Consider the following 26,037-nt stretch of genomic DNA (forward strand, 5'->3'; position numbering starts at 1 on the left):
CCCTGAGGGCGACTGCGGCGCTTCCGGTTCGTGGAAGCGCCGCCCTTTTTTGCTACGGACCGGCCAACCGACGACATAAGGAACGCGCATGAAGACCAGCACCGGCGTCGCTCTCGGCCTCCTGCTCGCGGCAACCTCGTCGATGGCGGTGTCGGGCGATGCGCCGGGGCTGTTCCGCTACGTCGACCCGCGCGTCGGCAACGGCAACGACGATCAGGGCGACACGGTCCCCGGCCCGACGCGCCCCGCCGGCTCGATCCATCCCAGCCCGCAGACCCTGGTCGGCAGCAACGCCGGCTACGATCGCGACGCCCCGCTCAGCGGCTTCGCGCAACTCCACACGCAAGGCTCGGGCGGGCGCACCACCTACGGCACCTTCCTGATCTCGCCGCAGACGGGCGCACCGGTCTTCGACGAGGCGCGCCATCTCTCGCCCAAGGCTGACGAGCGCGTCGCCGCCGACGCCTATGCGGTGACGCTGACCCGCTATGGCATCCGCGCCGAGGTGACCCCCGCGCCCTATGCCGCGATCTACCGCTTCAGCTACCCCGCCGGACAGCCGGCGACGATGGTCTTCGACATCACCCGCAAGATCCGCGGCGAGCTGGCGAGCGCGGGCTCCGACGTGACGATCGACCCGGCGCGCGGTCGGATCACCGGCCGGGTGCGGACGCGCAATTACTGGAACCCGGCCGAGGTCGATATCTGGTTCGTCGCACAGCTCGATCGCACGCCGACCCGCTGGGGTGTCCATGTCGGCGCGGCCGATCGCGACGGTGCGACGCAGGCAAGTGCACCGGGCGACACCCAACTCGCCGGCTGGTGGCAGTTCGACGCCAAAGCCGCGACGCCGGTCCAGTTGAAGGTGGCAATTTCGTTCAGCAGCGCGTCCCGCGCCGCCGAATTGCTCGACGAAGATATCCACGGCTGGAACTTCGAGGCCGTCCGTCGTGGCACGCAGGCGGCCTGGAACCGCGAACTGGCGCGCGCCATGATCGACGGCGTCCCCGATGCCGACAAGCGCCGCTTCTACACCGCGCTCTATCACAGCGCCGTACAACCGCGCGACCGCACCCGCGACCAACCGCTCGCCGACTGCAAGACCCCGTATTGGGACGATTATTACACGCTGTGGGACACGTATCGCACCGGCTTCCCGCTGATGTCGCTGCTCCGCCCCGGCGTCTACCGCGACAATGTCGCTTCGATCGTGCGCACCTACCGGCGCTTCGGCGCGGCGCATACCGCCTTCATTGCAGGGCGAAATTACCATGTCGGGCAGGGCGGGGACGAGGTCGACAATGTGCTGGGCGAGGCGCTGATCCGCGGCGTGCCCGGCATCGACTGGCGCAGTGCCGCTCCCGCCGCGCTGCATAACGCCCTGAAAGAACGAAGCTCCCGCTACCGCGAACAGGGCTGGTTCGCGGTCGGCGACGCGAGCCCCGAGCCCGACAACCAGCGTGCCCGCTCCGGCTCGTCGACGCCGGCCTTCGCGCTAAACGATTATTATGCCGCGCGTTTGGCTGAAGCGATTGGTGACAGCGGCAAGGCGGCGATGCTCCGCCAGCGCGCGCTTGGCTGGCGCAACGTTTGGAATCCTGAGGCGACCAGCGACGGCTACCGCGGTTTCATCATCCCGCGCTACCCCGACGGCCGCTTCCAGCCGCTCGACCCCAAGATCGGCTGGGACGGCAAAAAGTACGAGAATGTCGGCTTTTACGAGGGGACGGCATGGGTCTATTCCTATGCGATGCTCCACGACGTGCCGGGCATGATCGACGTGATGGGCGGCCGCGCCTTGTTCACCGAACGCCTGCGCCACGCACTCGACGCGGGCCTGATCGACATCACCAACGAACCCAGCTTCGCGACGCCGTGGCTGTTCAGCGAGGTCGGTCGTCCCGACCTGTCGAGTTACTGGGCGGACCGCATCTTCCGCCGCTTCACCCCGGATGCCTATCCGGGTGACGAGGACAATGGCGCGATGAGTTCGCACTATGTTTTCAATCGTCTCGGCTTGTTCCCGAAGCTGACCACCAACCTCTATTACCTCCACGCTCCGCACCAGCCGCGCGGCACGATCGCGGCGGCGAACGGCAAGCGCTTCACCATCGTCGCCGATAATTGGCGACCGGGGCGCATCTACATCGCCTCCGCCACGCTGAATGGTCGCCCGCTCGACACGCCGTTCATCCGGCAGCGCGACATCACCGGCGGCGGGGAGCTGCGGCTGATCCTGTCGGACACGCCGACCCGGTGGGGACAGGCGGCGCCCGGGCCGGCGTGACGCATCACGCGTCGGGTCGGCGATGCAGGCTCATGCGATACCAGCCGAATTCCTTGAGCCCGTCCGCCGCGGGCGGGGCGACAAGCTCCAACTGCCGTGCGTCGCGGACATGCAGGATCATCTGGTGCGCCTTCTGCGATGCGACCCCCTCGGCCAGCGTCCTGCCGCCGACGCGAATGACATAGCGCCCCGTGGTCCCGCCAAGCGTCCGCGGATCCAGCGAGACGCGATCGTACCGCCCGCCAAGGTCGATGCGCACCCGTGATCCCGCGGCGACGCCCAGCCCGGCATGATCGGGCTTGCCGTCCAGCAACAGCGGCGCGCCGTACGGACGAAAGCCGATCTGCGCGAGCACCCACTGGCGTGCCGGGGTGCGGTCGGGCGCCTTGAAGCCTTCGTCCGCCACGTCGAACCGCGCCGGCAGATCGGCGGGCAGATCGATGCCATCGGCAAGCGGGCGACCCTCGACCAGCAGCAGCGCGGTCTCCTGCGGCGCGAGCGCAACGCTGATCCGGCCGTTCGTCGCCGCCGTCGTCGCGTCGGTCCACAGATCGTGGATGCGCGTCGGCGCGGTCGGGGCCAGCCCCAGATCGGCGAGGTCGACCGAGAGCTTCAGCGGCGCCTTGCCACGATTGATGAGCGCCACGGCCTTGCGTCCCGGCGTCGACAGCGCCTTGGCGACGATCTGCCCATCGCCGACGCGGGACACGACCACACCCTGATTGCCCGCCGGGTCCTGATCGACGGCGATCACCGCGCGGTTACCGACGATCGCCGCGATCTCGGGGGTCATGCGGCGCAGATCGTTGCCGAGAATCAGCGGTGCGGCGAGCACCGCCCAAAGGCTCATGTGCGCGCGCGCTGCCGTCAGGTGCTTGCCGTCGAACGCGCCGTTGCCGACCTCCAGCATGTCCGGGTCGTTCCAATGTCCCGGCCCGGCGAACAACGCGCGCGACGCGGCGCTGTCGAAATTGAAGAGCATCGCGTCCCACGACGGCGAGATGTCGAAGCTGGTGCGCGACATCTGCCCATAGCGCTGCGCCCAGTCGTTGACGTCGGCCTGCCCCCACGCACAGATCGAGATCAGCGGCGTCCTTCCCGGCGCGACGCGGCGCACTTCCTCGGCAAAGTCTGCATATTGCCGTGCCAATTCGCCCGCTTTCGATTGCGCTGGTTTTTCGCGCACGATCAGCGGGGTGAAGGCGCGGAACGTGCCGTCCGTCACCTCGCCGACGTCAGGGGCATAATCCGCCACACCGCACGCATCGACCTTGATGAAATCGAACCCCCATTTCGTGAACAGCAAGGCGGCGTCCTGCGCATGGTGGCCGTAGGTGCCGACTTCGCGTTGCTGCACCGTGCCGGCGGGCAGATTGGGAGTGCCTGGCCGCCAGCGCTGCGAACAGGTGTTCAGCCCGATGTCGGTATAGATGCCCGCCTTCAGCCCCATCGCATGCAGCCGATCGACGAACGGGCGCAGGCTGGTGGTGCCGTCCGGAAGCGCGGCAGACGGATAGATGGTGGTCCGCACGCGGATCGTGTCCGCCTCACGACGAAGCCACCACCCGTCGTCGATGTTGACGTGATCGTAGCCGAGCTTTGCCAGCCCGGACGAGACGAGCAGATCGGCCTGCGCCATCGCCTCGGCCTCGCCGTAATTCAGGTCGAAGACGTTATAGGGGTTCCAGCCCATCGGCGGTGTCCGCGCCGCATTCTGGGCATTGGCGGAGGTTACGGCTGCGAGAGCCGCTGCCGCAGCATGCAAGGCGGCCACCCGGCTGATACGCTGCACTATCCCCACGGTCCGTTCCCTCATCACTCATTTGATGAAATACGTATACGATCTGCAGGTGCGATGCCAACACCGGTCAGAATCCTGAATTCGACCTGTCCTGCGCGGGCCGGTGGTGGGCTTGACTGGCTATTGCTCCGTGCCGAAGGATGCGCCACCTCGATAGCAGCTCGAGTGTCCCCGCACGCCCATAGAAAAGGCCCCCATGCCCAACCGACGTGAGCCATCTGGAGAGGAGTCGGCCCCGTCCGCCATCGTCGGGGCGGGGAGCCAGACGTTGATGCGCGGGCTCGATGTGCTGGAGGCGCTGGTTGACGAGCAATTGACGGTCGGCGACCTGGCCGAGCGTGTCGGCCTGAACAAGAGCACCACCTACCGGCTTGCCTCGGCGCTGGTCGATCGCGGATATCTCGCCGCGACGCCGCGCGCGGGATACCGGCTGGGGCCGAAGCTGCTGGCGTTGGGCTCGGCGGCGCGCGATCAGGTAGACTTGGTGCAGGCGGCGCGACCGATCATCGAGGATCTGGCGGCGCTGACGGAGGATACCGTGCACCTTGGTGTGCTCGATGCCGATCAGGCGCTGTACCTCGACAAGGTGCCGGGGCGGCGTCGCGTCGTGGTCTCCAGCCGGGTCGGGGATCGCCACCCGCTGACCTCCACCGGGCTCGGCAAGGCGCTGATGCTGGACCACGACCCATCCTATTGGGAGGAGCGGCTCGCTGCCGAACAGGCCGACGCACGTCGGACCTGGGCGACGTGGAAAAAGCGGATGGCCGATTACAGGCAGCACGGTCGCGCGTTCGATCTCGAGGAGAATGAGGATCGTATCCGCTGCGTGGCGGCGCCGATCCGCGACGTGCACGACCGGATCGTCGCCGCGATCAGCGTCTCGGGCGCGGCGCATTACATGGAAGATGCGCGGATGGATGCGTTGAGCCGCGACGTGCTGGCTGCGGCCGAGCAGATCAGTGCCGCGATCGGACATCGGGGGGCGGGCGGCAAGCGGCCGAAAAGATGATCTTCAGGATGTGGACCTTTCTCCAGATGATGACTAAGGTTGCCCCGGTCATGAGATAAGCCGGGCGGTGTCGGTAACGTGCTGCGAGCTGGATCGGGCGGACGAGGAGCCGGCCGACGGTGAGCGGGGCGGGGGCCGCCCGGTGGGCGCGGGGAGATGGTTTGATGCCGAGGCGACGTTCCGTTTTGCTGGGGGCCGGCGCCGGCCTCGCCCTTTTGCCGATGCGCGACGGTGCGCTCGCCGCGACGCCCGCGGTTCCGGCGTGGGGCGTCGACGGACTGCTGGTCGGCGGCTTGCGCGAGCCGATGGGTCTGCACGACACGCAGCCGCGGCTGTCGTGGCAGCTTCGCTCCAGCCGGCGCGGGGCGCGGCAGGCGGCGTGGCAGGTCGGGGTCGCCTCGACGCGGGCGGGCGCGGAGGCGGGACGGTTCGACCTGTGGGACAGCGGGCGGATCGCGGGCGAGCGGTGTTTCGACGTCGCTTATGGCGGTGCGCCGCTCACGTCACGCCAGCGCGTCTGGTGGCGGGTGACCGCCTGGGACGAGCGTGGGACGGCGGCGACCTCAGCGGTTTCGTTCTGGGAAATGGGGCTACTGGCCGCGACCGACTGGTCGGCGTCTTGGCTGTCCGCGGAAACGCCGCTGCAACGCGCCGATCGCGAGGCCGGGCTGGGCTGGCGGGCCGCACCGGTGGCGAAGCGGGGTGAGCGCCAGATGTTTCGGCTGCGCTTCGATGCCCTCAGCGATGGTGAGCTGACCGCGCTGATCGCGTGCAGCGGCAATTGCACCGTGCGCGTCGACGGGAACGAGATCATCGCGCCGAAACGCGGCGGCTGGGGATCGCCCGGTCCGCGCAGCGCGGTCGTGCCGGTCACCGCGGGTGCCCATGCGCTGACGATCGAGACGCGCGCGCCGGGCGATGCGCCCGCGCGCGCCGCGGCGTTGCTGCGCGTGACGACTGCCGACGGGCGCACGGTGCGCTTCGGCGGCGATGGGCTCGAGTGCCGGGTGGGCGCGGACGAGGCGGGCTGGGTGCCGACCACCGCAGCGGATGGACAGGCGACGGTGCCCGCGCGCGCCGCGACGCTGCTGCGCAAGGGCTTCCGCGTCGATGGCCGCGTCGCCAGCGCGCGGCTCTACCTGACCGCGCTCGGCATGTACGAGGCGGAACTCAACGGCAAGCGGCTCGACGATGCACTGCTGCGGCCCGAATTCACCGACTATCGCAAACATTGCCTCTATTGTGTCGAGGATGTTGCCGACACGCTGGTGCCCGGCGACAATGTGCTGGGCGTGCATGTCGCCGATGGCTGGTACGGCAGCTATATCTCGCCGGACGGGCGCTTTTCCTATGGCGAACCGCCGCTCCGCCTCTTCGGGCAGCTCGAGATCCGCTACGAGGACGGACGCACGCAGACGGTGGCGACCGGCCCGGGCTGGATGGTGGCGGAATCGCCGGTGACGAGCGCGACGATCTACGACGGCGAACATTATGACGCGCGCCGCGCGCTGGACGGCTGGAGCCGCGCCGGCTTCACGCCCGGCGCCGGCTGGTCGCCCGCGGTCGAAGCGGCGCCGGCGACTGCGGCACTGGTGGCGGCGACCGTGCCGCCGATCCGTCGCAAGGAACGCCTGCCCGCGCAGACGATCGCGACGCTGCCCGACGACGCGTCGGTGGTGGATTTCGGGCAGAACTTCACCGGCTGGACGCGTGTCGTGCTGAAGGGACGACGCGGCACGACGGTGCGGCTGCGCTATTCGGAACTGCTGAACGCCGACGGCAGCGTCGATCAGAGCAACCTGCGCGCCGCCGATGCCACCGATCATTATACGTTCGCCACCGATGGCGAAGCGGAACGCTACGAACCACGCTTCACCTATCACGGCTTCCGCTACGTGCAGGTGGAGGGGCTCGGCCGCCCGATCACCGCCGCGGAGATCACCGGCGTCTCGATCCGTAGCGACCTGACCGAGACCAGCGACCTGCAGCTCGGCAGCTACGTGCCACAACGGCTGTGGCTCAACAGCCGCTGGAGCCAGCGGTCGAACTTCACCGGCATCCCCACCGATTGCCCGCAGCGCGACGAGCGGCTGGGCTGGACCGGCGACGCGCACGTCTTCTGGGACGCGGCCAGCTTCAACATGGATACCGCAGCGTTCACGCAGCGCTTCATGCGCGACATGCGCGATGCGCAGCGCGACAGCGGCGCCTATTCGGACATCGCGCCGGTCGCGCGCCACGATCACTTCGCCGAGCCGGGTTCGTCGCCGGGCTGGGGCGACGCCGGTGTCGCGCTGCCGTGGACGGTGTGGCAGCGCTATGGCGACACCGCGATCATCGAGCAGCATTGGGCATCGATGGAGCGGTTCCTCGCCTCGATCCAGGCGAGCAACCCCGATCTGATATGGTCGAAGGCGCGCGGCGTCGATTATGGCGACTGGCTGGCGCTCGACGCGGTCAACCCCGGCGATCCGACCACGCCCAAGGACCTGATCGGCACCGCTTTCTGGAAGGCCGCGGCGGACCAGATGGCCGACATGGCGCGCGCCAGCGGGCGGGCGCAGGACGCGGTGCGCTATGCCGCGCTGTCGGGCAAGCTGGCTGCGGCGTTCCGACGCGCGTTCGTGCGCGCCGACGGGACGATCGGCAACGGCTCGCAGACCGGCTACATCCTTGCGCTGCATTTCGATTTGCTCGCGCCGGGCGCGCGGTCAGGGGCGGTGCAGCGTCTGGTGGCGGATATCAGACGGCGCGGCACGTTGCTGTCGACCGGCTTCCTCGGCACGCCCTACAGCCTCGACGTGCTGGCGGACGCCGGCGAGATCGGGCTGGTCTACGATCTGTTGCTGCGCACCGAATATCCGTCGTGGGGCTATATGATCGCCAAGGGCGCGACGACGACCTGGGAACGGTGGAACAGCGACGCGGGCGACCGCTCGATGAACTCGTTCAACCATTATGCGCTGGGTGCCGTGGTCGGCTTCATGTTCCGGCGTATCGGGGGGATCGCACCGACCGCGCCGGGCTTCACGCGCTTCACCGTCCGCCCGCTGCGGGACGCGCGGATGACGTCGGCGGGCGCGACGTACGACTCGCGGCTCGGGCGGATCGGCACGCGCTGGCGGCAGGACGAGGACCGCTTCTCGCTCGATTTGACGGTGCCGGTCGGCAGCGTGGCCCGCGTCCACCTGCCCGCGGCACAGGGGGTGCGTGTTCTGGAAGGCGGCAAGCCCGCGACGATCGAACAGCGCACCGCACAGGAAGCGATCCTGAGCGTCCCGGCGGGTACCTACCAATTCGAGGTCGGCTAACCCGCGGGCAACGCCCGGGATCGGCTAGGCTTCCGGCCCGACGCGCGAGGACGTGCGGCGGCGGCCCGGAGTCCGACCGCGACCGCCGGAATGCGGTCGCGGCGGTGATGGTTAGAAGTCGAAGCGGACCGTTGCCGACACCGTGCGGCCGTTGAGCGGTCGGGCACGCAGGATGCCCGATGCCGGGATCGCAGCTTCGTCGAAGGTGGTGATCGCCAGCGTGTCGAACAGGTTGTTCGCATTGACGCCCAGCATCAGCCGCTCCGCAAGCCGCCACTGCGCGAAGGCATTGGTGGTGACGAACCCCGGCGTGCGCAGCAGGTTGGTGTCCTGCGAATAGCTGCCGGTGGTGCCGATGAACACCGCACCGATGCTGAACCGGTCGGTGCTGATCTGCGGCGTCGCCTGGAAGATCAGCTTTGCCTGGTGGCGCGGCGTATTGCCGACCACTGCCGGGTTGACCGCGTCGCGGGTGATCTCGGCATCGGTATAGGTCGCCCCCGCGGTAAGCGCGAACGGCCCGCGCCGCACGCCGCCCTCGAACTCCAGACCGGTGGCGCGATACTCGCGCTGGATGATCTGGCTGGTGACGACGTCGACGTTGGTGTCCTGTGCCTTCGCCCAGAAACCGGTCAGGTTCAACGTCAGCCCGGCCTGACGGTATTTGACGCCGACCTCGGCCTGTTTGACCGGATCGAACGCCGCGCTCTTCGTGGCCAGGCTGCCGTCGGTGGTGTTGACGATCGGGCTGAACAGGATGCGATCGGCGTTGGCGCGCGCGCCGCGGCTGTAACGCGCGAACACCGCCAACGGCTCGGCGATGCGGAAGTTGATGCCGCTCGAATAGGACAGATAATGATAGCTGTAGTCGAGCGGGGCGGGGGTGGTCAGCGGGGTGACGCCGACGCGCGTTTCCGGCGACGAGATCACGCCATCGCCGTCGATGTCGCGCGCGACGGTGCCGACGCGGCCGCCGCCGAGATCGGAGCCGAACACCTGACCGCGTGCGGTGCCGAAGTCGTAGCGAACGCTCGCGCCGATTGCGACGCGGCCGATGTGATAGTTCGCCGAGGCGAAGGGCGCGTTGACCGCATAATCGAGATCGACGCTGCGGCGGCGCGTGCCCCCGGCCAGCGCAAGGTTGTACGCATAGACGCCGTTCTGCGTCAGCGCGCGATCGCCCGCGGTCGCCACGTCGACCAGCGCGGCGCGCCCGTCACCACGCACGTCTGAGATCAGCGTCGACCAGAGCGCGTCGCGCGCGATCGACTGGCGCGCGGCGTAGAAGCCGGCGGTGGTGGTCAGGTCGCCGTCGCCGATCGTCCAGACGCGGCTGGCACGAATGTCGTTGGTGACATTGTCCATCGACTTGATGCGCAGGTCGAGGATGTTGAGTGCGGCGAGCAGGCCGTTGCCGTTGAGGCTGGCTGGATCGGCGATCGCCTGACCGGCGGACGGGCCGTTGGCATACGTCAGCCGCGCGCCCGCGCCGCCGAGCAATGCCGCGCCCTGCGTCGCGGGCAGATAAGCGGAGGTGAACGGCGTGACGAAGGCGCCCGAAACGTCGGAGAAGCGGAAGCGTTCGGTGACGGTCCAGCCCGCCAGATCGATCTGGCTCTCCAGGCCGACCGACTTCACCTTTGTGGTGACGCCTTCGGCGAGATCATGGACGACGGGATTGTTGTTGCCGTCGAGCACGAGGTTGCTGCGGATGTAGCGCGACAGCAGCATGTCGCGGTTGGCGTCGAAATTGGCGATCTCGCGGACCTTCGGCGACGCATTGTCGCCGGTCGCCTGCACCGGGACGGTGTCGTAGAAGGGCGAGCGATCGTCGAGGTACTTGCCGTACAGGCGGACATAGCCGCCGGCGAAGGTCTTGGTGACGTTGAGCTTTACCTGCCCGCCGCGCTGCGCATCGTAGCCGGTGCGGCGCGGACCCTCACCCTGCCGGAAGAAGCCGCCGATGTGGAATCGCGCGGTGTCGCCCAGCTTGCCGCCCATGTCGAAGTCGGCGCGATACTGGTCATAGTCGAGCCCGCCGGTCAGCGCGATCGCGCCGCCTTCGGTCTCGCCCGTCTTAGAAATGAAGTTGATCAGCCCGCCGGGCGAGTTGGACGCGAAGGTCGAGGCCGAGCCGCCGCGGATCACCTCGACCTGCGACAGGTTGAGGTCGGCGCGGATCAGGCTGTCGGGGCCGAGGCCCTGAATGTCGCCGAATTCGAGCACCGGGAGTCCGTCTTCCTGCAACTGGACGAACTTGATCCCCGACGAGGCGAGCGGCAGCCCGCGGATCGAGACGCTGGCGAGCGCCTCGCCGGTGGCGGCTTCGGAACGGATACCGGGGATGCCGCGCAGCAGGTCGCCGATGGACCGCGGTGCCAGCTTGGCAAGATCGGCTTCCTTGAGGTTGCTGGTCGAAGTGGCGCTGTCCAGCCGGTCGCGACCCTTGGCGACGCCGGTGGTGACGGTGTCGTCGGCATTCACTTTGATTGCTGCGGCATCAACGGACGCGTCGGAAACGGTGGCCGACGACAGCGAGGTCGACGCCATAGCAGCGGCAATAAATAACGATGTCACGAAAACCCCGAACAATTCAAATGATTAGGTCGGGGCTCGCTAGCTCATAGAGGTTAATGATTCGGTTGCCCTGGGCGATAGCTGCTTAGCCGGCGCGATCCGCGGTCAGCCGCAGCAGGCGTCCGCCGTCGCCGTCTTCGAGCAGCCACAACGCGCCGTCCGGGCCGGTCATCACCGCGCGGATGCGTGCGCCCATGTCCCAGCGTTCGGCTTCGCGCGGCACGTTGCCATCGAAGGCGATGCGGATCAGCGCGGTCGAGGCGAGCCCGCCGATGAACGCCGAGCCGCGCCATTGCGGGAACATGCTGCCGTCGTAGAAGGTCAGGCCGGCGGGCGCGATGATCGGGTTCCAGTAGAGCGCGGGCTGCTGGAAGCGGGTGTTGCCCTTGTGCGACGGGATCGGCGTGTCGTCGTAATTCTTGCCATACGACACCAGCGGCCAGCCGTAATTGCGGCCGGGTTCGATCAGGTTCAGCTCGTCGCCGCCCTGCGGCCCCATCTCGGTTTCCCACAGCTGCCCCTTTGAATCGAAGGCGAGGCCATAGGGATTGCGGTGCCCGGTGCTCCACGTCTCGGCGGGGGTGAGGTTCGGCGCGGGCATCGTCGCCGTGCGGACCGGTGCCTTGGCCGCCGCGCCGGTGTTCTCGGGCGGGTCGATGATGCCGATCGTCGTGCCGCCGGTCTTGCCGGCCCCCGGGTTGCCCGGTGCGGGCTTGCCGTCGAGCGTCAGCCGCAGGATCTTGCCCAGCGCCTGATCGGGGTCCTGCGCGGGGGTGAAGCGCTGCCGCTCACCCGAGGTCAGGAACAGGTAGCGCCCGTCGGGCGAGAAGGCGATGTAGCCGCCGAACTGCCCGCCCTTGCCACGCGGCAGCTGGCGCCAGATCACCTCGAGGTTCTTGAGCGCGGGCTGCGCGCCACTGGTGTCGAGCGTCGCGCGGGCCAGCGCTAGTCCGTCACCACCCTCGCCGGGTTCGGAATAGGTGAGATAGACCTGGTTGTTCTGCGCGAAGGTCGGCGAGGCGGCGACGAACAGCAACCCGCCCTGGCCCTCGAAATGGACGCTCGGCACGCCGCCGACCTGCGTCTTCGCGCCCGTGGCGGTCACCAGCCAGAGTCGGCCGGGCTTTTCGGTCACCAGCAGCCGCCGGTCAGGCAGGAAGGCGAGCGCCCAGGGGCTGTCGAAGGTCGCGACGGGGCTGGCCTTGAACGGCTTCACCTTCGCCGGGGTCGATGCGCCGTAATTGACCGGATCGGCGGTGGGTGCTGGTGCCGGGGCGGACTGCTTCGCGTCCTGCGGCGAACCGCATCCGGCCAGCATCACGATCATCGCCGTCGGGAATAGTCGAACCACGGGATACCTTCCTGAAAGAGAAGCATGTTCTGGCGAACGACCGGCCGGCCTGCCAGCATTGTTTCGGTGATCTGGCGCAAGATGGTCATGGACGGATCGCCGGCATCCCGCAGATCCGGCGCGAGAAGAGCGTGGCAGAGCGGCGGCGGGTGCTCTACCCATCGATCGTCGCGTCCGGCATCGCCGCCGGACCCGGCCAAGACGATGCCAGAGAGGATCACCGATGCGCCGGCTTTCCCGCTTCCTGACCCCGTTGCTGCTTGCCGCGATCGTGCCGTCAGTCGCGGCCGCACAAGCGGCGAGACCGGTGCGCGTGACGGTCGATGCCTCTCGCACTGACGGGACGCTGCCGCCGGTCTGGCGGTTCTTCGGCGCGGACGAGCCGAATTACGCGACGATGAAGGACGGCACGAAGTTGCTGGTCGAACTCGGCAAGCTGAAGCGCGGCGACGTCTATTTCCGCACGCACAACCTGCTCAACACCGGCGACGGCACCGCCGCGTTCAAATGGGGCAGCACCGACATCTACAACGAAACCCCGGACGGCAAACCGGTCTACAATTGGACGAACGTCGACCGGATCCTCGACACCTATCTGGCGCGCGGCATCCGGCCGTACCTGCAACTCGGGTTCATGCCCGAGGCGCTGTCGTCGGCGCCGAAGGGCACGCCGTATCGCCACGATTGGCGGCCGGGGTTCGATTACAAGCGCATCATGTCGGGCTGGGCCTATCCGCCGAAGGACTACGACAAATGGCGCGAGCTGATCTTCCAATGGACCCGGCATAACGTCGAGCGGTACGGCCGCGCGGAGGTCGAGCGCTGGTATTTCGAAGTCTGGAACGAAGCGAACGGCTATTACTGGACCGCGTCACCCGACGACTTCTACAAATTGCATGATTATGCAGTCGACGGGGTGCGCCGCGCGCTGCCGACCGCGCGGGTCGGCGGGCCCGATTCCGCCGGCGCGGGCGGCAGGTTCATGGACGGGTTCCTGAAGCACGTCAGCAGCGAACGGAACTACGCCACCGGGCAGGTCGGGACGCCGGCCGACTTTCTGGCCTTTCACGCCAAGGGCAGCCCGACCTTCGTCGACGGCCACGTCCGCATGGGGATCGCGACGCAATTGCGCGAGGTCGACCGCGGCTTCACCAAGGCGCTGTCGATCCCGGCGCTGGCGAGCAAGCCGGTGGTGATCGGCGAAAGCGATCCCGAGGGCTGCGCGGCCTGTCCGGGACCGGAGAACGCCTATCGCAACGGCACAATGTATTCGAGCTATACCGCGGCCAGCTTCGCCCGGATCTGGGAGCTTGCGGCGCGGCGGAAGGTGAACCTGGACGGCGTGCTGACCTGGGCGTTCGAGTTCGAGGACCAGCCGTGGTTCGCGGGCTATCGCCAGCTCGCGAGCAACGGCGTCGACCTGCCGGTGCTCAACGTATTCCGATTGTTCGCGAAGCTGGGCACCGAGCGGCTGGCGGCGACGAGCGACGCCCAGATCTCGCTCGAGATGATGATCGCCGAGGGCGTGCGCGGGGCGGCGGATGTCGGGACGATCGCGACGCGCACCGCCGACGGGAAGGTGGCGGTGCTGGTCTGGCATTATCACGACGACGACGTGCCGGGCGCGGAGGCGGCGGTGACGCTGGCGGTACGCGGGGTGCGCGGCGGCACGCGCGCGACGCTGTGGCGCGTCGATGGCGAAAACGCCAATGCCTTCGCCGCATGGAAGAAAATGGGCGCGCCGATCGCGCCGAACGATGCGCAATATCTGCAGCTGCAAAAGGCGTCGGTGATGGTGCCGCAGCAAGTGACCGTGGCAGCCGGCAACAAGGAAACGACGGCCACCTTCACCTTGCCACGTCAGGGCGTCGCGCTCGTGGTACTGGATCGCCGCTAGGCGCGACCGTCGAGGCGCCGGCCATTCGAGCGGGTCAGCGCCGCACCCGCCGCGCGGGGCAATGCCGCTGACGGCGCATCATGAAAGAAGGGATGGTGCCCAAGGGCGGATTCGAACCACCGACACTGCGATTTTCAGTCGCATGCTCTACCAACTGAGCTACTTGGGCGCACCGCTTTTCAGCGGCGAGGCGCGTCCCCTAATCGGTGTCGGAGCGGCTGTCCAGCGATTCCGTGTCGATTGTTTCGCCGGGCAGCCGGTAACCCTCGCCCAGCCATTGCAGCAGGTCGCGATCCTTGCAGCCGCGGCTGCAGAAGGGCGCGTGGGCGGGCACCGCCGGGGCGGTGCAGATCGGGCAGCGGGACATGCTCATCCGTCGAATATGGGGGTGCGGCCGGTGCGGCGCACCAGTTGCTCGATCCAGTCGGGGCGCGACTCGAGCCGCGCGCGCACCGCCGCGGGAAGGCGGATCGCGTTGGGGGCACTGGCGGGCACGCGTTCGAGCTGGCGCAGCGCGGCGCGCGCGGCGGCACCGACTGGATCGTCGCGAACGCGCTCGGGCAGCGAGGCGCGCGGGCGCGGGCGAACGATCTGGAGGAAGCCGAAGCCGTTGACCGCGGTGCGCTCGAACGGCGGCGGCAGCGCGACGTCGAGCGCGGCGGCGACGTCCTGACGGAGCGCCTTGCCTGCGATGCTCGGAAAGTCGATGCCGATCGACCCGCCGATTGCGAGGCGACGGATCGCGAGCGCGACCGCGGTGGCGGCGCGCACCGCGAGCTGGTCGAGCGGGCCGTCGCCATCGACGTCGAACAGCGTCATCGCCGGGGTCGGCGTCATGCGTAGCGCGCCGCCCGCGAAGGCGATCTCGCCGGTCTGCGCTTCCTCGATCACCTCCGACCAGCCCGCGGCTTCGAGCGCGTCGGGCTGATGCGCGCGAAGCGTACGCACCGGATAGGGCGTGGCGGTGATCCGCGCGAGCAGGTCGGGGCCGGGGACGGGCACGGCATCGGTGACGCGCGCGCGCGGGCGCTTGGCGCGGCCGGGTTCGGGGATCGCCTCGCGGATCACCTCGATCGTGATCGCAGCACCGAGCGTCACGCCAGGTGGTGCGCGGTCGAGCATCACCTCCTGCCCATCATCAAGCGTCGCAACCAGTTTTTCGGTCAGGCGCGCGCGGGCGACGGTGCCGACGCGCAACGTGTCGGGCAGTTCGACGCGCGCGGCGAGGATGCGGTCGCCGGCGATCAGCGCGGCGCGCGCCTCGCCGATCCCGTCCTCATAGAGCCATTCAGCCAAGGGCGACGCCGCTCGCCGCGAGCAGCGCGCGCGTCTCGAACAGCGGCAGCCCGATCACGCCCGAATGGCTGCCGTGGAGGAAGCGGACGAAGGCCTCGGCACGGCCCTGAATCGCATACCCGCCGGCCTTGCCCAGCCCCTCGCCACACGCGACATAAGCATCGATCTCGGCAGGGGAGAGCGGCTTGAACGCGACGATCGTGTCGGCGAGCCGGACCCGCTCGGTGCCGTCGGGCGCAATCGCGCAGACTGCGGACAGCGCGTGATGACGCCGCCCGGAGAGCAGCCCCAGCAACTCGCGCTGGATCGCTTCGTCGGTGGCGGGGGGCAGGATGCGGCGGCCGACCGCGATCGTGGTGTCGCCGGCCAGCACCGCTTCGTCCGCCGCACGCGGGACTGCTCGCGCCTTCTCGACCGCGAGACGCAGCGCATAGGCGCGCGGCAATTCGCGCGGGTGCGGCGTCTCGTCGATCTCGGGCGCAACGATCCGGTCGGGCACGACGCCGATCCGCGCAAGTAGGTCGCGACGGCGCGGCGAGGAGGAGGCGAGGACGAGGCGGGTCATGAGCACGCGCCCGCTGGCGGGCGCGGGAACAGGATCAGGAAGGGCCGGGACCACCACGACCCGGCATGAAGCGGTACGTGATCCGCCCCTTGGTCAGATCATAGGGGGTCAGTTCCACCAGAACTTCGTCGCCGACCAGCACGCGGATGCGGTTCTTGCGCATCTTGCCGGCGGTGTGACCGAGGATTTCGTGATCGTTCTCGAGCCGGACGCGGAACATCGCATTGGGGAGCAGCTCCACCACCTGCCCGCGCATCTCGAGGAGTTCTTCTTTCGCCAAACGGGATCTCTTTCGCGTTGAATGCGCGCGGCCTTAGCCGAGAAGACGAAAAAAGGAAAGGCGCGCAAAGCGGGGCGCCACAAGGACGCCCGCGTTGCCGGAGACATAGGTGGCGGGGGGCGGGCGCGCAAGGGTGGTGGTGCGCTGGAGGGTGTCACGAGAATGGGTTGTTCGCAAAGAGGCGCGAAAATCCTGCCCCCAACCGGTCCGTCATCCCGGACTTGATCCGCGACCGCGCTTCTTCTTCTTCTTCGTCGAACGAAAGACGCCGCGCCCCGAGCCAAGTCCGGGGCGACGGACGCCGGGCCGTTAACGGCTGTCGAGCAGCGTCGTCAGCTCGCGCGACAGGCTTTCGAAACGATAAGGTTTGGCGAGGAAGCGCCCGTCGTCGGGAATGTCGTTACGCGACGGGCGCGTATCGCCCGATGTGAGCAGGATGCGGATGTTCGGCCAGCGATCGTGGACGATTTCGGCCAGCTTCAGTCCGTCCATCGAGCCCGGCATCCTGATGTCGGTGAACAGCACCTCGACATTGTCCGCCTCCTCCAGCACCGCCAGCGCCTCGTCGGCGCTCGCGGCCTCGATCACCGCATAACCTGCTTCCTCCAGCGCATCGGCGCCGATCATGCGCACGAACAACTCGTCCTCGACGATCAGTACCGTGGTGGGCGACCCGGCGCTCATGTCATTTCATCGCATCGTTCGTCGGACAAAATTATCTGACCCCTGTTGGCGATCGCATAGACATTCCTGCTCTCCGCCTATCGGTCAACGCGGCGCTGACCCAGAAAGGCCAGCGCGGCCAGCCCCATCGCCGCCCCGGCGGCGGTGGCGGTGGCGAGCGGATGACGGCCGGCGGTCTCATAGACGCTGAGGCGACGACCGTGCTGGTCCTGCGAACGCTCATCGCCATTGGCGACCGGCGCGGCGAGATTGTCGTGGCGGCTCGGCGTGCGTTTCGGGTCGCGCAACCACGGCAGCAGCGTGCCGCCGAGCCGATCGAGCAGCCCCGGGAAATGCTGTGCGGTCAGCACCTCCAGCCGTCCGGTTCCCCCTACCGTCACATCGCGGCGGCGATGCTGCGCGGCATCGAGGATCGCCTCGGCGACCAACTCGGGATCATAGACCGGCGGCGGGAGCAGCGCCGCGCCGTCCAGATGGTTGGCGGCGTGCTCGGCGATCGGCGTGTCGATCCCCGACGGCTTGATGAGCGTTACCGAGATCGGAAGGCGATCGGCATTGATCTCGATCCGCAGCGAATCGATATAGCCCTTCACCGCGTGCTTGCTGGCGGCGTAGGCGCCCATGCCGGGGCTGGGGATGTCGGAAACGATCGAACCGATCGTAATCAGCGCGCCGCCGGCGCGTTGCAGGTGCTCGACCGCGGTGAGGCAGCCGTGGACCGTGCCGAAATAATTGGTGCGCAGCAGCTGCTCATGCTCGCCCATCGGCGTGTCGAGCAATTTGCCATAGATCGCGACGCCGGCGTCGTTGACCCACGTATCGATGCGACCGAACCGCTCGACCGCCTTCGTCGCCGCACGCTGCACGTCACGCAGGTCCCCGACATCGGCGGTGGCGAAATCGGCGTGACCGCCGGCCTCTGTGATCTCGCGTACGATCCGCACCAGCGCATCGCCATCGCGCGAAACCAGCACGACGCGTGCGCCGCGCTTTGCGGCCAAACGGGCGGTGACAAGCCCGATCCCGGAACTGGCGCCGGTGATGACGATGACCTGATCGGTCAGGGGCTTGAGCGTCGGGGTCATAGCCTGCCTCCTGTCGCGGGCGTCGGACGCGGCGGCGCGGGGCGCGGATCGGGCATCGTATGTCGTTCCAATATTGTGCGAACCTTGTCTTCGTAACCCGCCGTGTCGCCATCGGTTCATCCCCGTTGAAGATTCGTGTGTGGCAAGGGTGATTGCCGAGGCGCGCCGCGCGTGCTCAAGGGACGGCGGGCGGCGGAGGAGGCGGACGTGCGGACGGCAATGATGATGATGGCAGGCGGGCTGTTGCTGGCGACGCCGGCGGTCGCGCAATCGGCGCGCGAGGTCCGTTACGACCTGTCCTTCCCCGATGCGGCGCATCATCGCGCGCAGATCGTCGCGACGTTTCGCGGCGTGCCGGCCGGGCCGTTGCGCGTGCAGATGGCGCGGTCGTCGCCGGGCCGCTATGCGCTCCATGAATTCGCCAAGAATGTCTTCGCGGTCACCGCGCGCGACGGCGCCGGGCGACCTTTGCCGCTGACGCGCCGCGATCCCTATGGCTGGAGCGTCGCCGGGCACGACGGGACGGTGGTGGTCAGCTATACTTTGTTCGGCAATCGTGGCGATGGCACCTACGCGCAGATCGACACGCAGCATGCGCACCTCAATCCGCCCGCGACGCTGATGTGGGCGACCGGCTTCGACGCCGCGCCGGTGCGCGTGCGGATCGTGTCGCCCGACGCCGGCTGGACGATCGCGACGCAATTGCCAGCGATGGCGGGGCAGCCGAACACCTTTTCCGCGCCCGACCTGCAATATCTGATGGACAGCCCGATCGAGGTCGCGCGGCAGGACATCCGCGAATGGCCGGTCGGGGAGGGCAAGCAGCGCTACACGATCCGGCTGGCGGTGCATCACGGCGGTTCGCCCGCCGATGTCGACCGGCTGGCGGCGCAGGTGAAGCAATTGATCCCGCAGCACCGCAAGCTGTTCGGCGAATGGCCGCGCTTCGATCACGGCAGCTATACCTTCCTCGCCGATTACATGCCTCAGGTGTCGGGCGACGGGATGGAGCATCGCAACTCGACGGTGGTGACGACGCCGACCCCGCTCGACGGCATCAACGCCGTGCAGCTTTCGACCATCTCGCACGAATTCTTCCACGCCTGGAATGTCGAGCGGTTGCGCCCGCGCGAGCTGGAGCCGTTCGACTTCACCCGCGCTAATGCCACGCCGTCGCTGTGGTTCGCCGAAGGCTTCACCAATTACTACGGGCCGCTGATGTTGCGCCGCGCCGGGCTGACGGACATCGATACCTGGGCGAAAACGACCACCGGAGCGCTCAACACGGTGCTATTTTCGCCCGCGCGGCGGAACGGCGGGCCGCAGGAGATGAGCCTGCGCGCACCCTTCGCCGACGCAGCGACGTCGGTCGACCCGGTGGCGCCCGACGTGTTCCTGTCCTACTACTCCTATGGCCAAGTCGTTGCGCTGGCGCTGGATCTTTCGATCCGGCAGCGCTTTCCCGCGCGCTCGCTCGACGACGTCATGCGGTACATGTGGCAAACTTTCGGCCGCACCGAGCGGCCGTACACGCCCGACGACCTACGCCACGGGCTAGCGACCGTTACCGGCGACGCCGCTTTCGCAGATAATTTCTTCGCAAATACAGTGAACGCCAGCAGCCTGCCCGATTTCGCACCGCTACTGGCGCAGGCTGGCTTGGTGCTGCGCCCGGCTGCGCCGCGGCACGGCTGGATCGGCGCACCCGAAGCGCATGGTATTCCAGGCGGAATGGTCCTCGCCGCCGCGCCGGTGCCCGGCTCGCCGCTCGACGTGGCAGGGCTCGACGCAGGCGACCAGATCGTCGCGATCGATGGTGTGGCGCTCTCAGATGCGAGCGGATGGGCGTCAACGCTGGAGCGGCTGACACCGGAGCAGACGGTGACGATCCGCTTCACGCGACGGGGTGTCGAGCAGCAGCGCAGCGTCCGCACGCTTGCCGATCCCCGCCTCGAGATCGTGCGGGCCGAGGCGACCGGCAGCAAACTGAGCGGCAAGCAGCGTGCTTTTCGCGCCGGATGGATTGACGGATAATTAACCTACTCGATCTAGGTCAGAACCCATGTGTCACTCATTGACACAGGGTGGAGCGAGGCAGACATTCGCATCATGGCCCAACGTCAATCGCGCAACGTTTCGCTCACCCCGGAACTGGAAGCCTTCGTCACGGACAGTCTGGCAACGGGCGATTACGGCAATGCCAGCGAGGTCGTACGCACCGCGCTGAAGCTGCTGCGCGACGGCGGTTCGTCGCGCGAGGTGCTGCGCGGCTGGCCGGTCGGCGGCGGAGAGTGCGGGGCAATGATCCGCGACGGCGACTGGTCGCGCCATGCATTGGGCCCGGTCGACCGCTGGTCGCCGACGCTACGCGTGACGGTGGCGAACGTCGTCAACTCGCCGGTGCCCAAGGTGTTGATGTGGGGCCGTGACGGCGTGCTGCTCTACAACGACGCCTATCGCGAGGTACTGGGCGCGCGCCATCCCGGCGGTATGGGCAAGACTGCGGCCGCGGTGTTCCCGGAAATCGCGGAGTGGAATCGTGCGATCATCGACCGCGGGCTGGCGGGTGAGGTCGTCAGCTATCGCGATCAGCCGCTGACGCTGATGCGCGAGGGCGGACCGACCGAATTGTTCTTCGACCTGTTCTACACGCCGGTGATCGAGGGCGACGGCAAGCCCGGCGGGGTGCTGTGCACCGTGATCGACAATACGACCCGACTGTTGCTGGAGCGGCGGCTCGCTGCCAGTGAGGGCGAGTTGCGGATGGTCACCGACGCGCTGCCGCTGCTGGTATCGTTCATCGACCGCGATCTGGTCTATCGCTACGCCAACCAGCATTATTATGAGTGGTTCGGGATTGGCGCCGATGATGTGATCGGCCGCCACGCCTCCGACGTGATCGGCGCGGATAATTTTGAGCGCCGCCGGCCGGCGATGGAGCGCGCGCTGGCTGGCGAGACGATCGTCGAGGATTCGCTGATCCAGCATGGCGACGGATCGTGGCGTCGCGCTGACATCCGTTACCTGCCGCGCTTCGATGAACAGGGCGCGGTGCTCGGCTTCCAGGTGATCGTGCTCGACGTCGAGGAGCGGGTGCGGCGCGAGGAGGCGCTCCACGCCAGCAACGCGCGGTTCCGCGCCGCGATGGAGGCGATGCACGGCGTGCTCTGGACCAATGACGCCGAGGGGCGGATGGTCGGCGAGCAGCTCGGCTGGGCGATGCTGACCGGGCAGACGCCCGAGCAATATCAGGGCTATGGCTGGGCCGATGCGGTCCACCCCGACGACGCGCAGCCGACGGTGACCGCGTGGCGCAAGGCGGTCGAGTCTAAGTCGACCTTCGTCTTCGAGCATCGCGTCCGCCGCCATTGCGGGACGTGGCGGACCTTTGCGGTGCGCGCGGTGCCGCGGATCGACTCGCACGGCGAGGTTGCGGAATGGGTCGGCGTCCATACCGACATCACGCATCAACGCGCCGCCGAGGCAGCGCTACGCGGCCATGCCGAGCAGCTCGAACGGCAGGTGCGCCATCGCGAGCGTGCCGAGGATCAGCTCCGTCAGCTCAACGAAACGCTGGAGACGCGCGTGATCGAGGAGATCGCGTCGCGGCACGCCGCCGAGCGCAAGCTGGCGCAGGCGCAGAAGATGGAGACGGTCGGCAAGCTGACCGGCGGCGTCGCGCACGATTTCAACAATCTACTGCAGGTCGTCTCGGGTAATCTCCAGCTGTTGCAGAAGGATATCGCCGGCAACGAGCGTGCCGAGACGCGCGTCGCGAACGCGCTGGCGGGCGTGTCGCGCGGGTCGCGGCTGGCCGCGCAGTTGCTGGCGTTCGGGCGGCGGCAGGCGCTGGAGCCCAAGGTCGTCAACGTCACGCGCTTCGTGCGCGGGATGGACGACATGCTGCGCCGCGCGATCGGCGAGGGGATCGAGGTCGAGACGATCTTCGGCGGCGGATTGTGGAACACCTTCATCGATCCCGGCCAGATCGAGAATGCGCTGCTGAACCTCGCAATCAATGCGCGCGACGCAATGGAGGGGCAGGGCAAGCTGACGATCGAGCTGGCGAACGCGCATCTGGACGACGATTATGCGCGCCGCCATGACGAGGTCGAGCCGGGACAATACGTGATGCTGGCGGTGACCGACACCGGGTGCGGCATGTCCGACGATGTGGTCGCCAAGGTGTTCGAGCCGTTCTTCTCCACCAAGGCGGAGGGCAAGGGCTCGGGGCTGGGGCTGTCGATGGTCTATGGCTTCGTCAAACAGTCCGGCGGGCATGTGAACATCTATTCGGAGCCGGGCCACGGCTCGACGATCCGCCTCTATCTGCCGCGCGCGATGGAGCGTGAGGACGTGGAGGTGGTGCTCGACAACAGCCCGGTCACCGGCGGCACCGAGACGGTGCTGGTGGTCGAGGACGACGACGAGGTTCGCGCGACGGTGGTCGAGATGCTCGGCGATCTCGGCTATCGCGTGCTCAAGGCGGTGGACGCGCAAAGCGCGCTAAGCGTTGTCGAAAGCGGCATCGCGATCGACCTGCTGTTCACCGACGTGGTGATGCCGGGCACGCTAAAGAGCCCGGAAATGGCCCGCAAGGCACGCCAGCGCCTGCCAAACCTCGCGGTGCTGTTCACCAGCGGCTACACCGAGAATTCGATCGTTCACGGCGGGCGGCTGGATGCGGGTGTCGAGCTGCTGTCCAAGCCGTACACGCGTGAAGCGCTGGCGCGGAAGATCCGGCATGTCCTCGCCCAGCAGGGGCAGCGTCGTGAGAGCGTCGCGCCGCGTCCGCAACCGTTGCCGCGTGTTGCGGAGCCGGCAGGTGAGCGGCGTACGATCCTGCTGGTCGAGGACGATATGCTGATCCGCAGCGCCACCGCCGAGGTGTTGCAGGAGGCGGGGCATGTCGTGGTCGATGCGGCGAGCGCCGAGGAAGCGATGGCCGCGTTGCAGACCGCGCCAATCGACGTGCTGGTAACCGACGTGCACCTGCCGGGATCGTCGGGGCTGGAGTTGGCGGCGCGCGCCGCGGAGCTGCATCCGGGGGTTCGCATCGTCGTCGCGAGCGGGGACATTGGCGCGGTGAAGGTGGAGGAGCCGAACATGCACCTGCTGCCCAAGCCGTATAGCGCGCGTGATCTGTTGGCGTTGCTGGGCGGGCAGAACGTGCGCGAGAAGGCTCGCGAGGAAGAGGGGTGAGCTCCACTCCGTCATCCCGGACTTAATCCGGGATCCCGCTTTTATTCGACAGAAGAAAGAAGCGGGGCCTCGGATCACGTCCGGGGCGACGCGTGAGATCAACCCGCGGTAAACGTCATTCCGGCCCGGGCGATCAGACGGTCGCGGAGCGACGTTCCCATGATCGCGCCGGGCGTCCAGATGCCGCCCGCGCCCTCCACGTCGTGGAGCAGGCACAGCGCGCTCTCGGCGAGCATCTTCGACGTGCAGCCGTAACCGGGATCGCTGTCCCCGGTTACGACCGCGTCGATGCGGGTACCGTCAGGCATCAGCCCGGCAAAAAGGATGTCGAAATAGCCGGCGTCCCGCTCCTCCCTCGACGGGCCTTTGCCTGACTTAGGGCGCTTATCGCCGGCGAACGGATTGAGCTTGGCCAGCGCTTCCGCCGCTGCCTTGGCGAGATCGCCAAGCCCGGCGACCACCATCTCGTCATAGACCAGATCGCCCCAGCGCTGCCCGAGCAGGAAGTTGGTGCGGTGCACGTTCTTGGTGTTGATCGGCGCCATGATGAAAGGTGCCACCCACGACTGGAGCGTCGGGTCGAACTCGGGGAGCAGCCCGGTCGGCTGGTGCGGGCCGGCGTGGCCGGGGGTGAGCGCGAACGGGTCGCTGAGCAATCCCAGCAGCGACGGTTGGCGCGCGGCGGCGGCGAGCGTCGCCTTGAGGCTGGCCGCGGTGCCGCCGGAGAAGCCGCCCTTCATATGACGGACTCGCGCCTTGATCCGGGGAACCGGCGTGCCGAAGCGTGCTAACGCAGCCTCCTGCAAGGTCATCACGCCGAGATCGAACGGAATCGAATCGAAGCCGCACGAGAAGACGATCCGCGCGCCGCTGCGTTGCGCTTCGTCGTGATGCGCGTCGATCATCTGGCGCATCCACGCCGGCTCGCCGCACAGGTCGACATAAGCGGTGCCGGTGGCGGCGCAGGCGGCAACGAGTTTGCTGCCGTGGAGTTGGTAGGGGCCGACGGTGCTGATGACGACCGTGGCGCGGCGGCACATCGCCTCCAGCGTGGCGGCGTCGTCGCTGTCGGCGATGACCATCGGCACGTCGATTGCCAACTCGTCGCGGACCATGGCGAGTTTGGTGGCGGAGCGACCGGCGATCGCCCAGCGCATCCCATCCAGGTCGCGCCGGGCGAGATATTCGGCGACGAGCTTGCCGGTGAAGCCGGTCGCGCCGAACAGGACGATGTCGAATTCGGCCGCCATGATCGTCAGTCCGTGCCGACCCCGGTCAGCGGCGCACCGGAGCCGCCGGCACGATCGTCGCTTGGGTCCTCGCCGTCATGGCCGCCGCCAGCACTCGCGCCGCTGCCGCGCACCGCCCCGGTCGCAGGATCGAACGAGGCGCGGCGGCCGACGTCGCCCTCCGACTCGTCCAGCTGCGACGGGCGTGGAGCGACGGAGCCGGCAGGCATGTCCGCGGCGAGCGCGCGCTCGTCGTCGAGCGTATAGCCCTGGCCGAATTTGCCGGTGTCCTTGTCGAAGGCGGTCCGGCGGCGATGCTGGGGGTCGACGGGGTCGGTCATGGTGGAGCAACGCGCGGATCGAAGTGATGATCCCTTTGTCTCCATCGCCGTTGCCCCATCAATGATGAGAAGAAGCGCAGATGCGGATCAAGTTCGGGGCGATGGGACACTACCGCCGCGCGGGCTGTTCCGCCGCCAGCGCCATCGCCTGTGCCGAGCCGGTGGCGGGTTTGACGCGGGCCGCAGGTTCGTTGCGTCCGAGCGTAAGATAGAGGACGCCTGCGATCAGGATGCAGATCGCCAGCAGGGCGGGCCAGCCGGCGCTGCTGCGCTGGCCGATCGGGCGATGGTCGTGCGACATGGCTATTCTCCGGCGATCGAAACAATCGTCGGGTGTAATAACCTGTGTTGCGGGCGTGTTCCGGGCTGGCCGGTGAGGTTTTGTTGCTGTCAAGCGGCGTGCTGATGCGCGTCGCGGTCGGCTATTGCGGCCTCCGCCTGCGCCAGGGCGCGGGCATCATCGACGTCGAGCCACCAGGCATCGCCGATGTCGAGCACCCTGGCCTCGCCGCTCCGTGCGAGCGCCTCAACCCCGGCCGAGATCGACCCCGCGCCACCCGCCGCGATTGAGGCGCGCAGCGCGTCGTGGAAACGAACGTCGACCGCGAACACTCCGGTATCGAAGCAATTATAATCGGGCAGATGCTTGCCGATCGCGACGATCCGGTCGCCTTCCGCACGCACGCGCGTGACGTCGTCCATGTCGACGAGCGGATTGTCGAGCCGGCGATCGACCCCAAGCGTCAGCGCCGCCTCAGGGGCGGCGATGACGGAGGCGATCAGCGCCGGGTCGACGAGATGGTCGGCCATCATCAGCAAGTGCCGCCGCGCACCGATCGCCTCGGCGCCCGTCAGCACCGAATGGCCGTTCGACAGCGACCAGTCGGGCGTGCGCACGAAGCGCACCGGCAAATCGAGCGTCGCAGCGGCGAGCGCCAGATGGCGTTCGAGCCGCTCCGCTTCATGGCCGGTGACGACGGTGACGTCGGTGACGCCGCCCGCGCGGGCGGCGTGCAGCACGCGCTCGATCAGCGGGACGCCGTGGACCAGCGTCAGCGGTTTCGAGGGTGACACCTCGCGCAGCCGGCTGCCATAGCCGGCCGCGACGATCAGCGCGTGCAA

20 protein-coding genes and 1 tRNA gene are annotated in these 26,037 nt (G+C 68.1%); 6 read left to right on the forward strand and 15 right to left on the reverse strand.

Annotation, left to right across the window (positions count from 1 at the left end; all coding sequences use genetic code 11):
* The first annotated feature begins 88 nt into the window (after positions 1 to 88).
* Positions 89 to 2,287, forward strand: a complete 2,199-nt coding sequence (locus SPHPH_RS18525; protein ID WP_081668423.1) for a GH92 family glycosyl hydrolase — start codon at positions 89 to 91, stop codon at positions 2,285 to 2,287.
* A gap of 4 nt (positions 2,288 to 2,291) precedes the next feature.
* Here the strand turns inward: SPHPH_RS18525 and SPHPH_RS18530 are convergent, their stop codons facing one another.
* Positions 2,292 to 3,980, reverse strand: coding sequence for a hypothetical protein (locus tag SPHPH_RS18530; RefSeq protein ID WP_051272765.1), 1,689 nt, complete (start codon positions 3,978 to 3,980; stop codon positions 2,292 to 2,294).
* Positions 3,981 to 4,284: 304 nt separating this feature from the next.
* On the opposite strand from SPHPH_RS18530, the gene SPHPH_RS0101020 reads away from it, so the two are divergent.
* Both SPHPH_RS0101020 and SPHPH_RS18535 read left to right on the forward strand, forming a co-directional pair.
* Positions 4,285 to 5,097, forward strand: coding sequence for an IclR family transcriptional regulator (locus SPHPH_RS0101020; protein WP_028965026.1), 813 nt, complete (start codon positions 4,285 to 4,287; stop codon positions 5,095 to 5,097).
* Between the two features lie 164 nt (positions 5,098 to 5,261).
* Positions 5,262 to 8,408 (forward strand): alpha-L-rhamnosidase, encoded by a 3,147-nt coding sequence (locus SPHPH_RS18535; protein WP_037487832.1) that lies wholly within the window; start codon positions 5,262 to 5,264, stop codon positions 8,406 to 8,408.
* A 111-nt stretch (positions 8,409 to 8,519) separates the two neighbouring features.
* Here the strand turns inward: SPHPH_RS18535 and SPHPH_RS0101030 are convergent, their stop codons facing one another.
* The 3 genes from SPHPH_RS0101030 to SPHPH_RS18545 form a co-directional block, all read right to left on the reverse strand.
* Positions 8,520 to 10,985 (reverse strand): TonB-dependent receptor domain-containing protein, encoded by a 2,466-nt coding sequence (locus SPHPH_RS0101030; RefSeq protein WP_238302795.1) that lies wholly within the window; start codon positions 10,983 to 10,985, stop codon positions 8,520 to 8,522.
* Between the two features lie 85 nt (positions 10,986 to 11,070).
* The gene (locus tag SPHPH_RS18540) at positions 11,071 to 12,336 is read right to left on the reverse strand and encodes a PQQ-dependent sugar dehydrogenase (protein WP_238302797.1); all 1,266 of its coding nucleotides are present in this window, start codon (positions 12,334 to 12,336) and stop codon (positions 11,071 to 11,073) included.
* Positions 12,309 to 12,557, reverse strand: coding sequence for a hypothetical protein (locus tag SPHPH_RS18545; protein WP_037487835.1), 249 nt, complete (start codon positions 12,555 to 12,557; stop codon positions 12,309 to 12,311). The genes SPHPH_RS18540 and SPHPH_RS18545 overlap by 28 nt, the downstream gene beginning before the upstream one ends.
* A gap of 2 nt (positions 12,558 to 12,559) precedes the next feature.
* Here SPHPH_RS18545 and SPHPH_RS0101040 point away from each other — a divergent pair, with 2 nt between their 5' ends.
* Positions 12,560 to 14,233, forward strand: coding sequence for a GH39 family glycosyl hydrolase (locus SPHPH_RS0101040; protein WP_028965028.1), 1,674 nt, complete (start codon positions 12,560 to 12,562; stop codon positions 14,231 to 14,233).
* A 93-nt stretch (positions 14,234 to 14,326) separates the two neighbouring features.
* Here the strand turns inward: SPHPH_RS0101040 and SPHPH_RS0101045 are convergent.
* From SPHPH_RS0101045 to SPHPH_RS0101075, 7 genes are all read right to left on the reverse strand, one after another.
* Positions 14,327 to 14,402 (reverse strand) — tRNA-Phe (locus SPHPH_RS0101045).
* 30 nt (positions 14,403 to 14,432) lie between these two features.
* Positions 14,433 to 14,606, reverse strand: a complete 174-nt coding sequence (locus SPHPH_RS20635) for a DNA gyrase inhibitor YacG (RefSeq protein WP_081668428.1) — start codon at positions 14,604 to 14,606, stop codon at positions 14,433 to 14,435.
* Entirely contained in the window at positions 14,603 to 15,529 is a 927-nt protein-coding gene (locus tag SPHPH_RS0101055; protein WP_028965029.1) for an Rne/Rng family ribonuclease, read from the reverse strand. Before SPHPH_RS0101055 ends, SPHPH_RS20635 begins: the two co-directional genes overlap by 4 nt.
* Entirely contained in the window at positions 15,522 to 16,094 is a 573-nt protein-coding gene (locus SPHPH_RS0101060) for a Maf family protein (protein WP_028965030.1), read from the reverse strand. Before SPHPH_RS0101060 ends, SPHPH_RS0101055 begins: the two co-directional genes overlap by 8 nt.
* Positions 16,095 to 16,128: 34 nt before the next feature.
* On the reverse strand, positions 16,129 to 16,374 hold the full coding sequence (infA, locus tag SPHPH_RS0101065) for a translation initiation factor IF-1 (protein WP_022685627.1): 246 nt from the start codon (positions 16,372 to 16,374) through the stop codon (positions 16,129 to 16,131).
* 309 nt (positions 16,375 to 16,683) lie between these two features.
* A complete protein-coding gene (locus tag SPHPH_RS0101070; RefSeq protein ID WP_028965031.1) occupies positions 16,684 to 17,058 on the reverse strand; it encodes a response regulator in 375 nt (124 codons plus the stop codon).
* A gap of 77 nt (positions 17,059 to 17,135) precedes the next feature.
* A complete protein-coding gene (locus tag SPHPH_RS0101075) occupies positions 17,136 to 18,143 on the reverse strand; it encodes an SDR family oxidoreductase (RefSeq protein WP_028965032.1) in 1,008 nt (335 codons plus the stop codon).
* Between the two features lie 171 nt (positions 18,144 to 18,314).
* Between SPHPH_RS0101075 and SPHPH_RS0101080 the strand changes: the two genes are divergently transcribed.
* Both SPHPH_RS0101080 and SPHPH_RS18550 read left to right on the forward strand, forming a co-directional pair.
* Positions 18,315 to 20,177 (forward strand): M61 family metallopeptidase, encoded by a 1,863-nt coding sequence (locus tag SPHPH_RS0101080; protein WP_162143907.1) that lies wholly within the window; start codon positions 18,315 to 18,317, stop codon positions 20,175 to 20,177.
* 75 nt (positions 20,178 to 20,252) lie between these two features.
* A complete protein-coding gene (locus SPHPH_RS18550) occupies positions 20,253 to 23,345 on the forward strand; it encodes a PAS domain-containing protein (protein ID WP_037487843.1) in 3,093 nt (1,030 codons plus the stop codon).
* Between the two features lie 98 nt (positions 23,346 to 23,443).
* Here SPHPH_RS18550 and SPHPH_RS0101090 read toward each other — a convergent pair whose 3' ends face one another.
* From SPHPH_RS0101090 to SPHPH_RS0101105, 4 genes are all read right to left on the reverse strand, one after another.
* Entirely contained in the window at positions 23,444 to 24,595 is a 1,152-nt protein-coding gene (locus SPHPH_RS0101090) for a saccharopine dehydrogenase family protein (protein WP_028965034.1), read from the reverse strand.
* A 5-nt stretch (positions 24,596 to 24,600) separates the two neighbouring features.
* The gene (locus SPHPH_RS18555; protein ID WP_051272767.1) at positions 24,601 to 24,915 is read right to left on the reverse strand and encodes a hypothetical protein; all 315 of its coding nucleotides are present in this window, start codon (positions 24,913 to 24,915) and stop codon (positions 24,601 to 24,603) included.
* A 109-nt stretch (positions 24,916 to 25,024) separates the two neighbouring features.
* On the reverse strand, positions 25,025 to 25,216 hold the full coding sequence (locus tag SPHPH_RS0101100) for a hypothetical protein (RefSeq protein WP_028965035.1): 192 nt from the start codon (positions 25,214 to 25,216) through the stop codon (positions 25,025 to 25,027).
* Between the two features lie 89 nt (positions 25,217 to 25,305).
* Complete coding sequence (locus tag SPHPH_RS0101105) at positions 25,306 to 26,037, reverse strand: phosphocholine cytidylyltransferase family protein (RefSeq protein ID WP_028965036.1); 732 nt, start codon at positions 26,035 to 26,037, stop codon at positions 25,306 to 25,308.

Origin of the sequence: Sphingomonas phyllosphaerae FA2 (assembly GCF_000427645.1) — a bacterium.
In the GTDB taxonomy this organism is placed as follows: Bacteria; Pseudomonadota; Alphaproteobacteria; order Sphingomonadales; family Sphingomonadaceae; genus Sphingomonas; species Sphingomonas phyllosphaerae.

Coding starts and splice junctions, on each gene's coding strand:
- SPHPH_RS18525 (WP_081668423.1), top strand. CDS start 89: ATGAAGACCAGCACCGGCGTCGCTCTCGGCCTCCTGCTCGCGGCAACC.
- SPHPH_RS18530 (WP_051272765.1), bottom strand. CDS start 3,980: ATGGGCTGGAACCCCTATAACGTCTTCGACCTGAATTACGGCGAGGCC.
- SPHPH_RS0101020 (WP_028965026.1), top strand. CDS start 4,285: ATGCCCAACCGACGTGAGCCATCTGGAGAGGAGTCGGCCCCGTCCGCC.
- SPHPH_RS18535 (WP_037487832.1), top strand. CDS start 5,262: ATGCCGAGGCGACGTTCCGTTTTGCTGGGGGCCGGCGCCGGCCTCGCC.
- SPHPH_RS0101040 (WP_028965028.1), top strand. CDS start 12,560: ATGCGCCGGCTTTCCCGCTTCCTGACCCCGTTGCTGCTTGCCGCGATC.
- SPHPH_RS20635 (WP_081668428.1), bottom strand. CDS start 14,606: ATGAGCATGTCCCGCTGCCCGATCTGCACCGCCCCGGCGGTGCCCGCC.
- SPHPH_RS0101060 (WP_028965030.1), bottom strand. CDS start 16,094: ATGACCCGCCTCGTCCTCGCCTCCTCCTCGCCGCGCCGTCGCGACCTA.
- SPHPH_RS0101070 (WP_028965031.1), bottom strand. CDS start 17,058: ATGAGCGCCGGGTCGCCCACCACGGTACTGATCGTCGAGGACGAGTTG.
- SPHPH_RS0101075 (WP_028965032.1), bottom strand. CDS start 18,143: ATGACCCCGACGCTCAAGCCCCTGACCGATCAGGTCATCGTCATCACC.
- SPHPH_RS18550 (WP_037487843.1), top strand. CDS start 20,253: ATGGCCCAACGTCAATCGCGCAACGTTTCGCTCACCCCGGAACTGGAA.
- SPHPH_RS0101090 (WP_028965034.1), bottom strand. CDS start 24,595: ATGGCGGCCGAATTCGACATCGTCCTGTTCGGCGCGACCGGCTTCACC.
- SPHPH_RS18555 (WP_051272767.1), bottom strand. CDS start 24,915: ATGACCGACCCCGTCGACCCCCAGCATCGCCGCCGGACCGCCTTCGAC.
- SPHPH_RS0101100 (WP_028965035.1), bottom strand. CDS start 25,216: ATGTCGCACGACCATCGCCCGATCGGCCAGCGCAGCAGCGCCGGCTGG.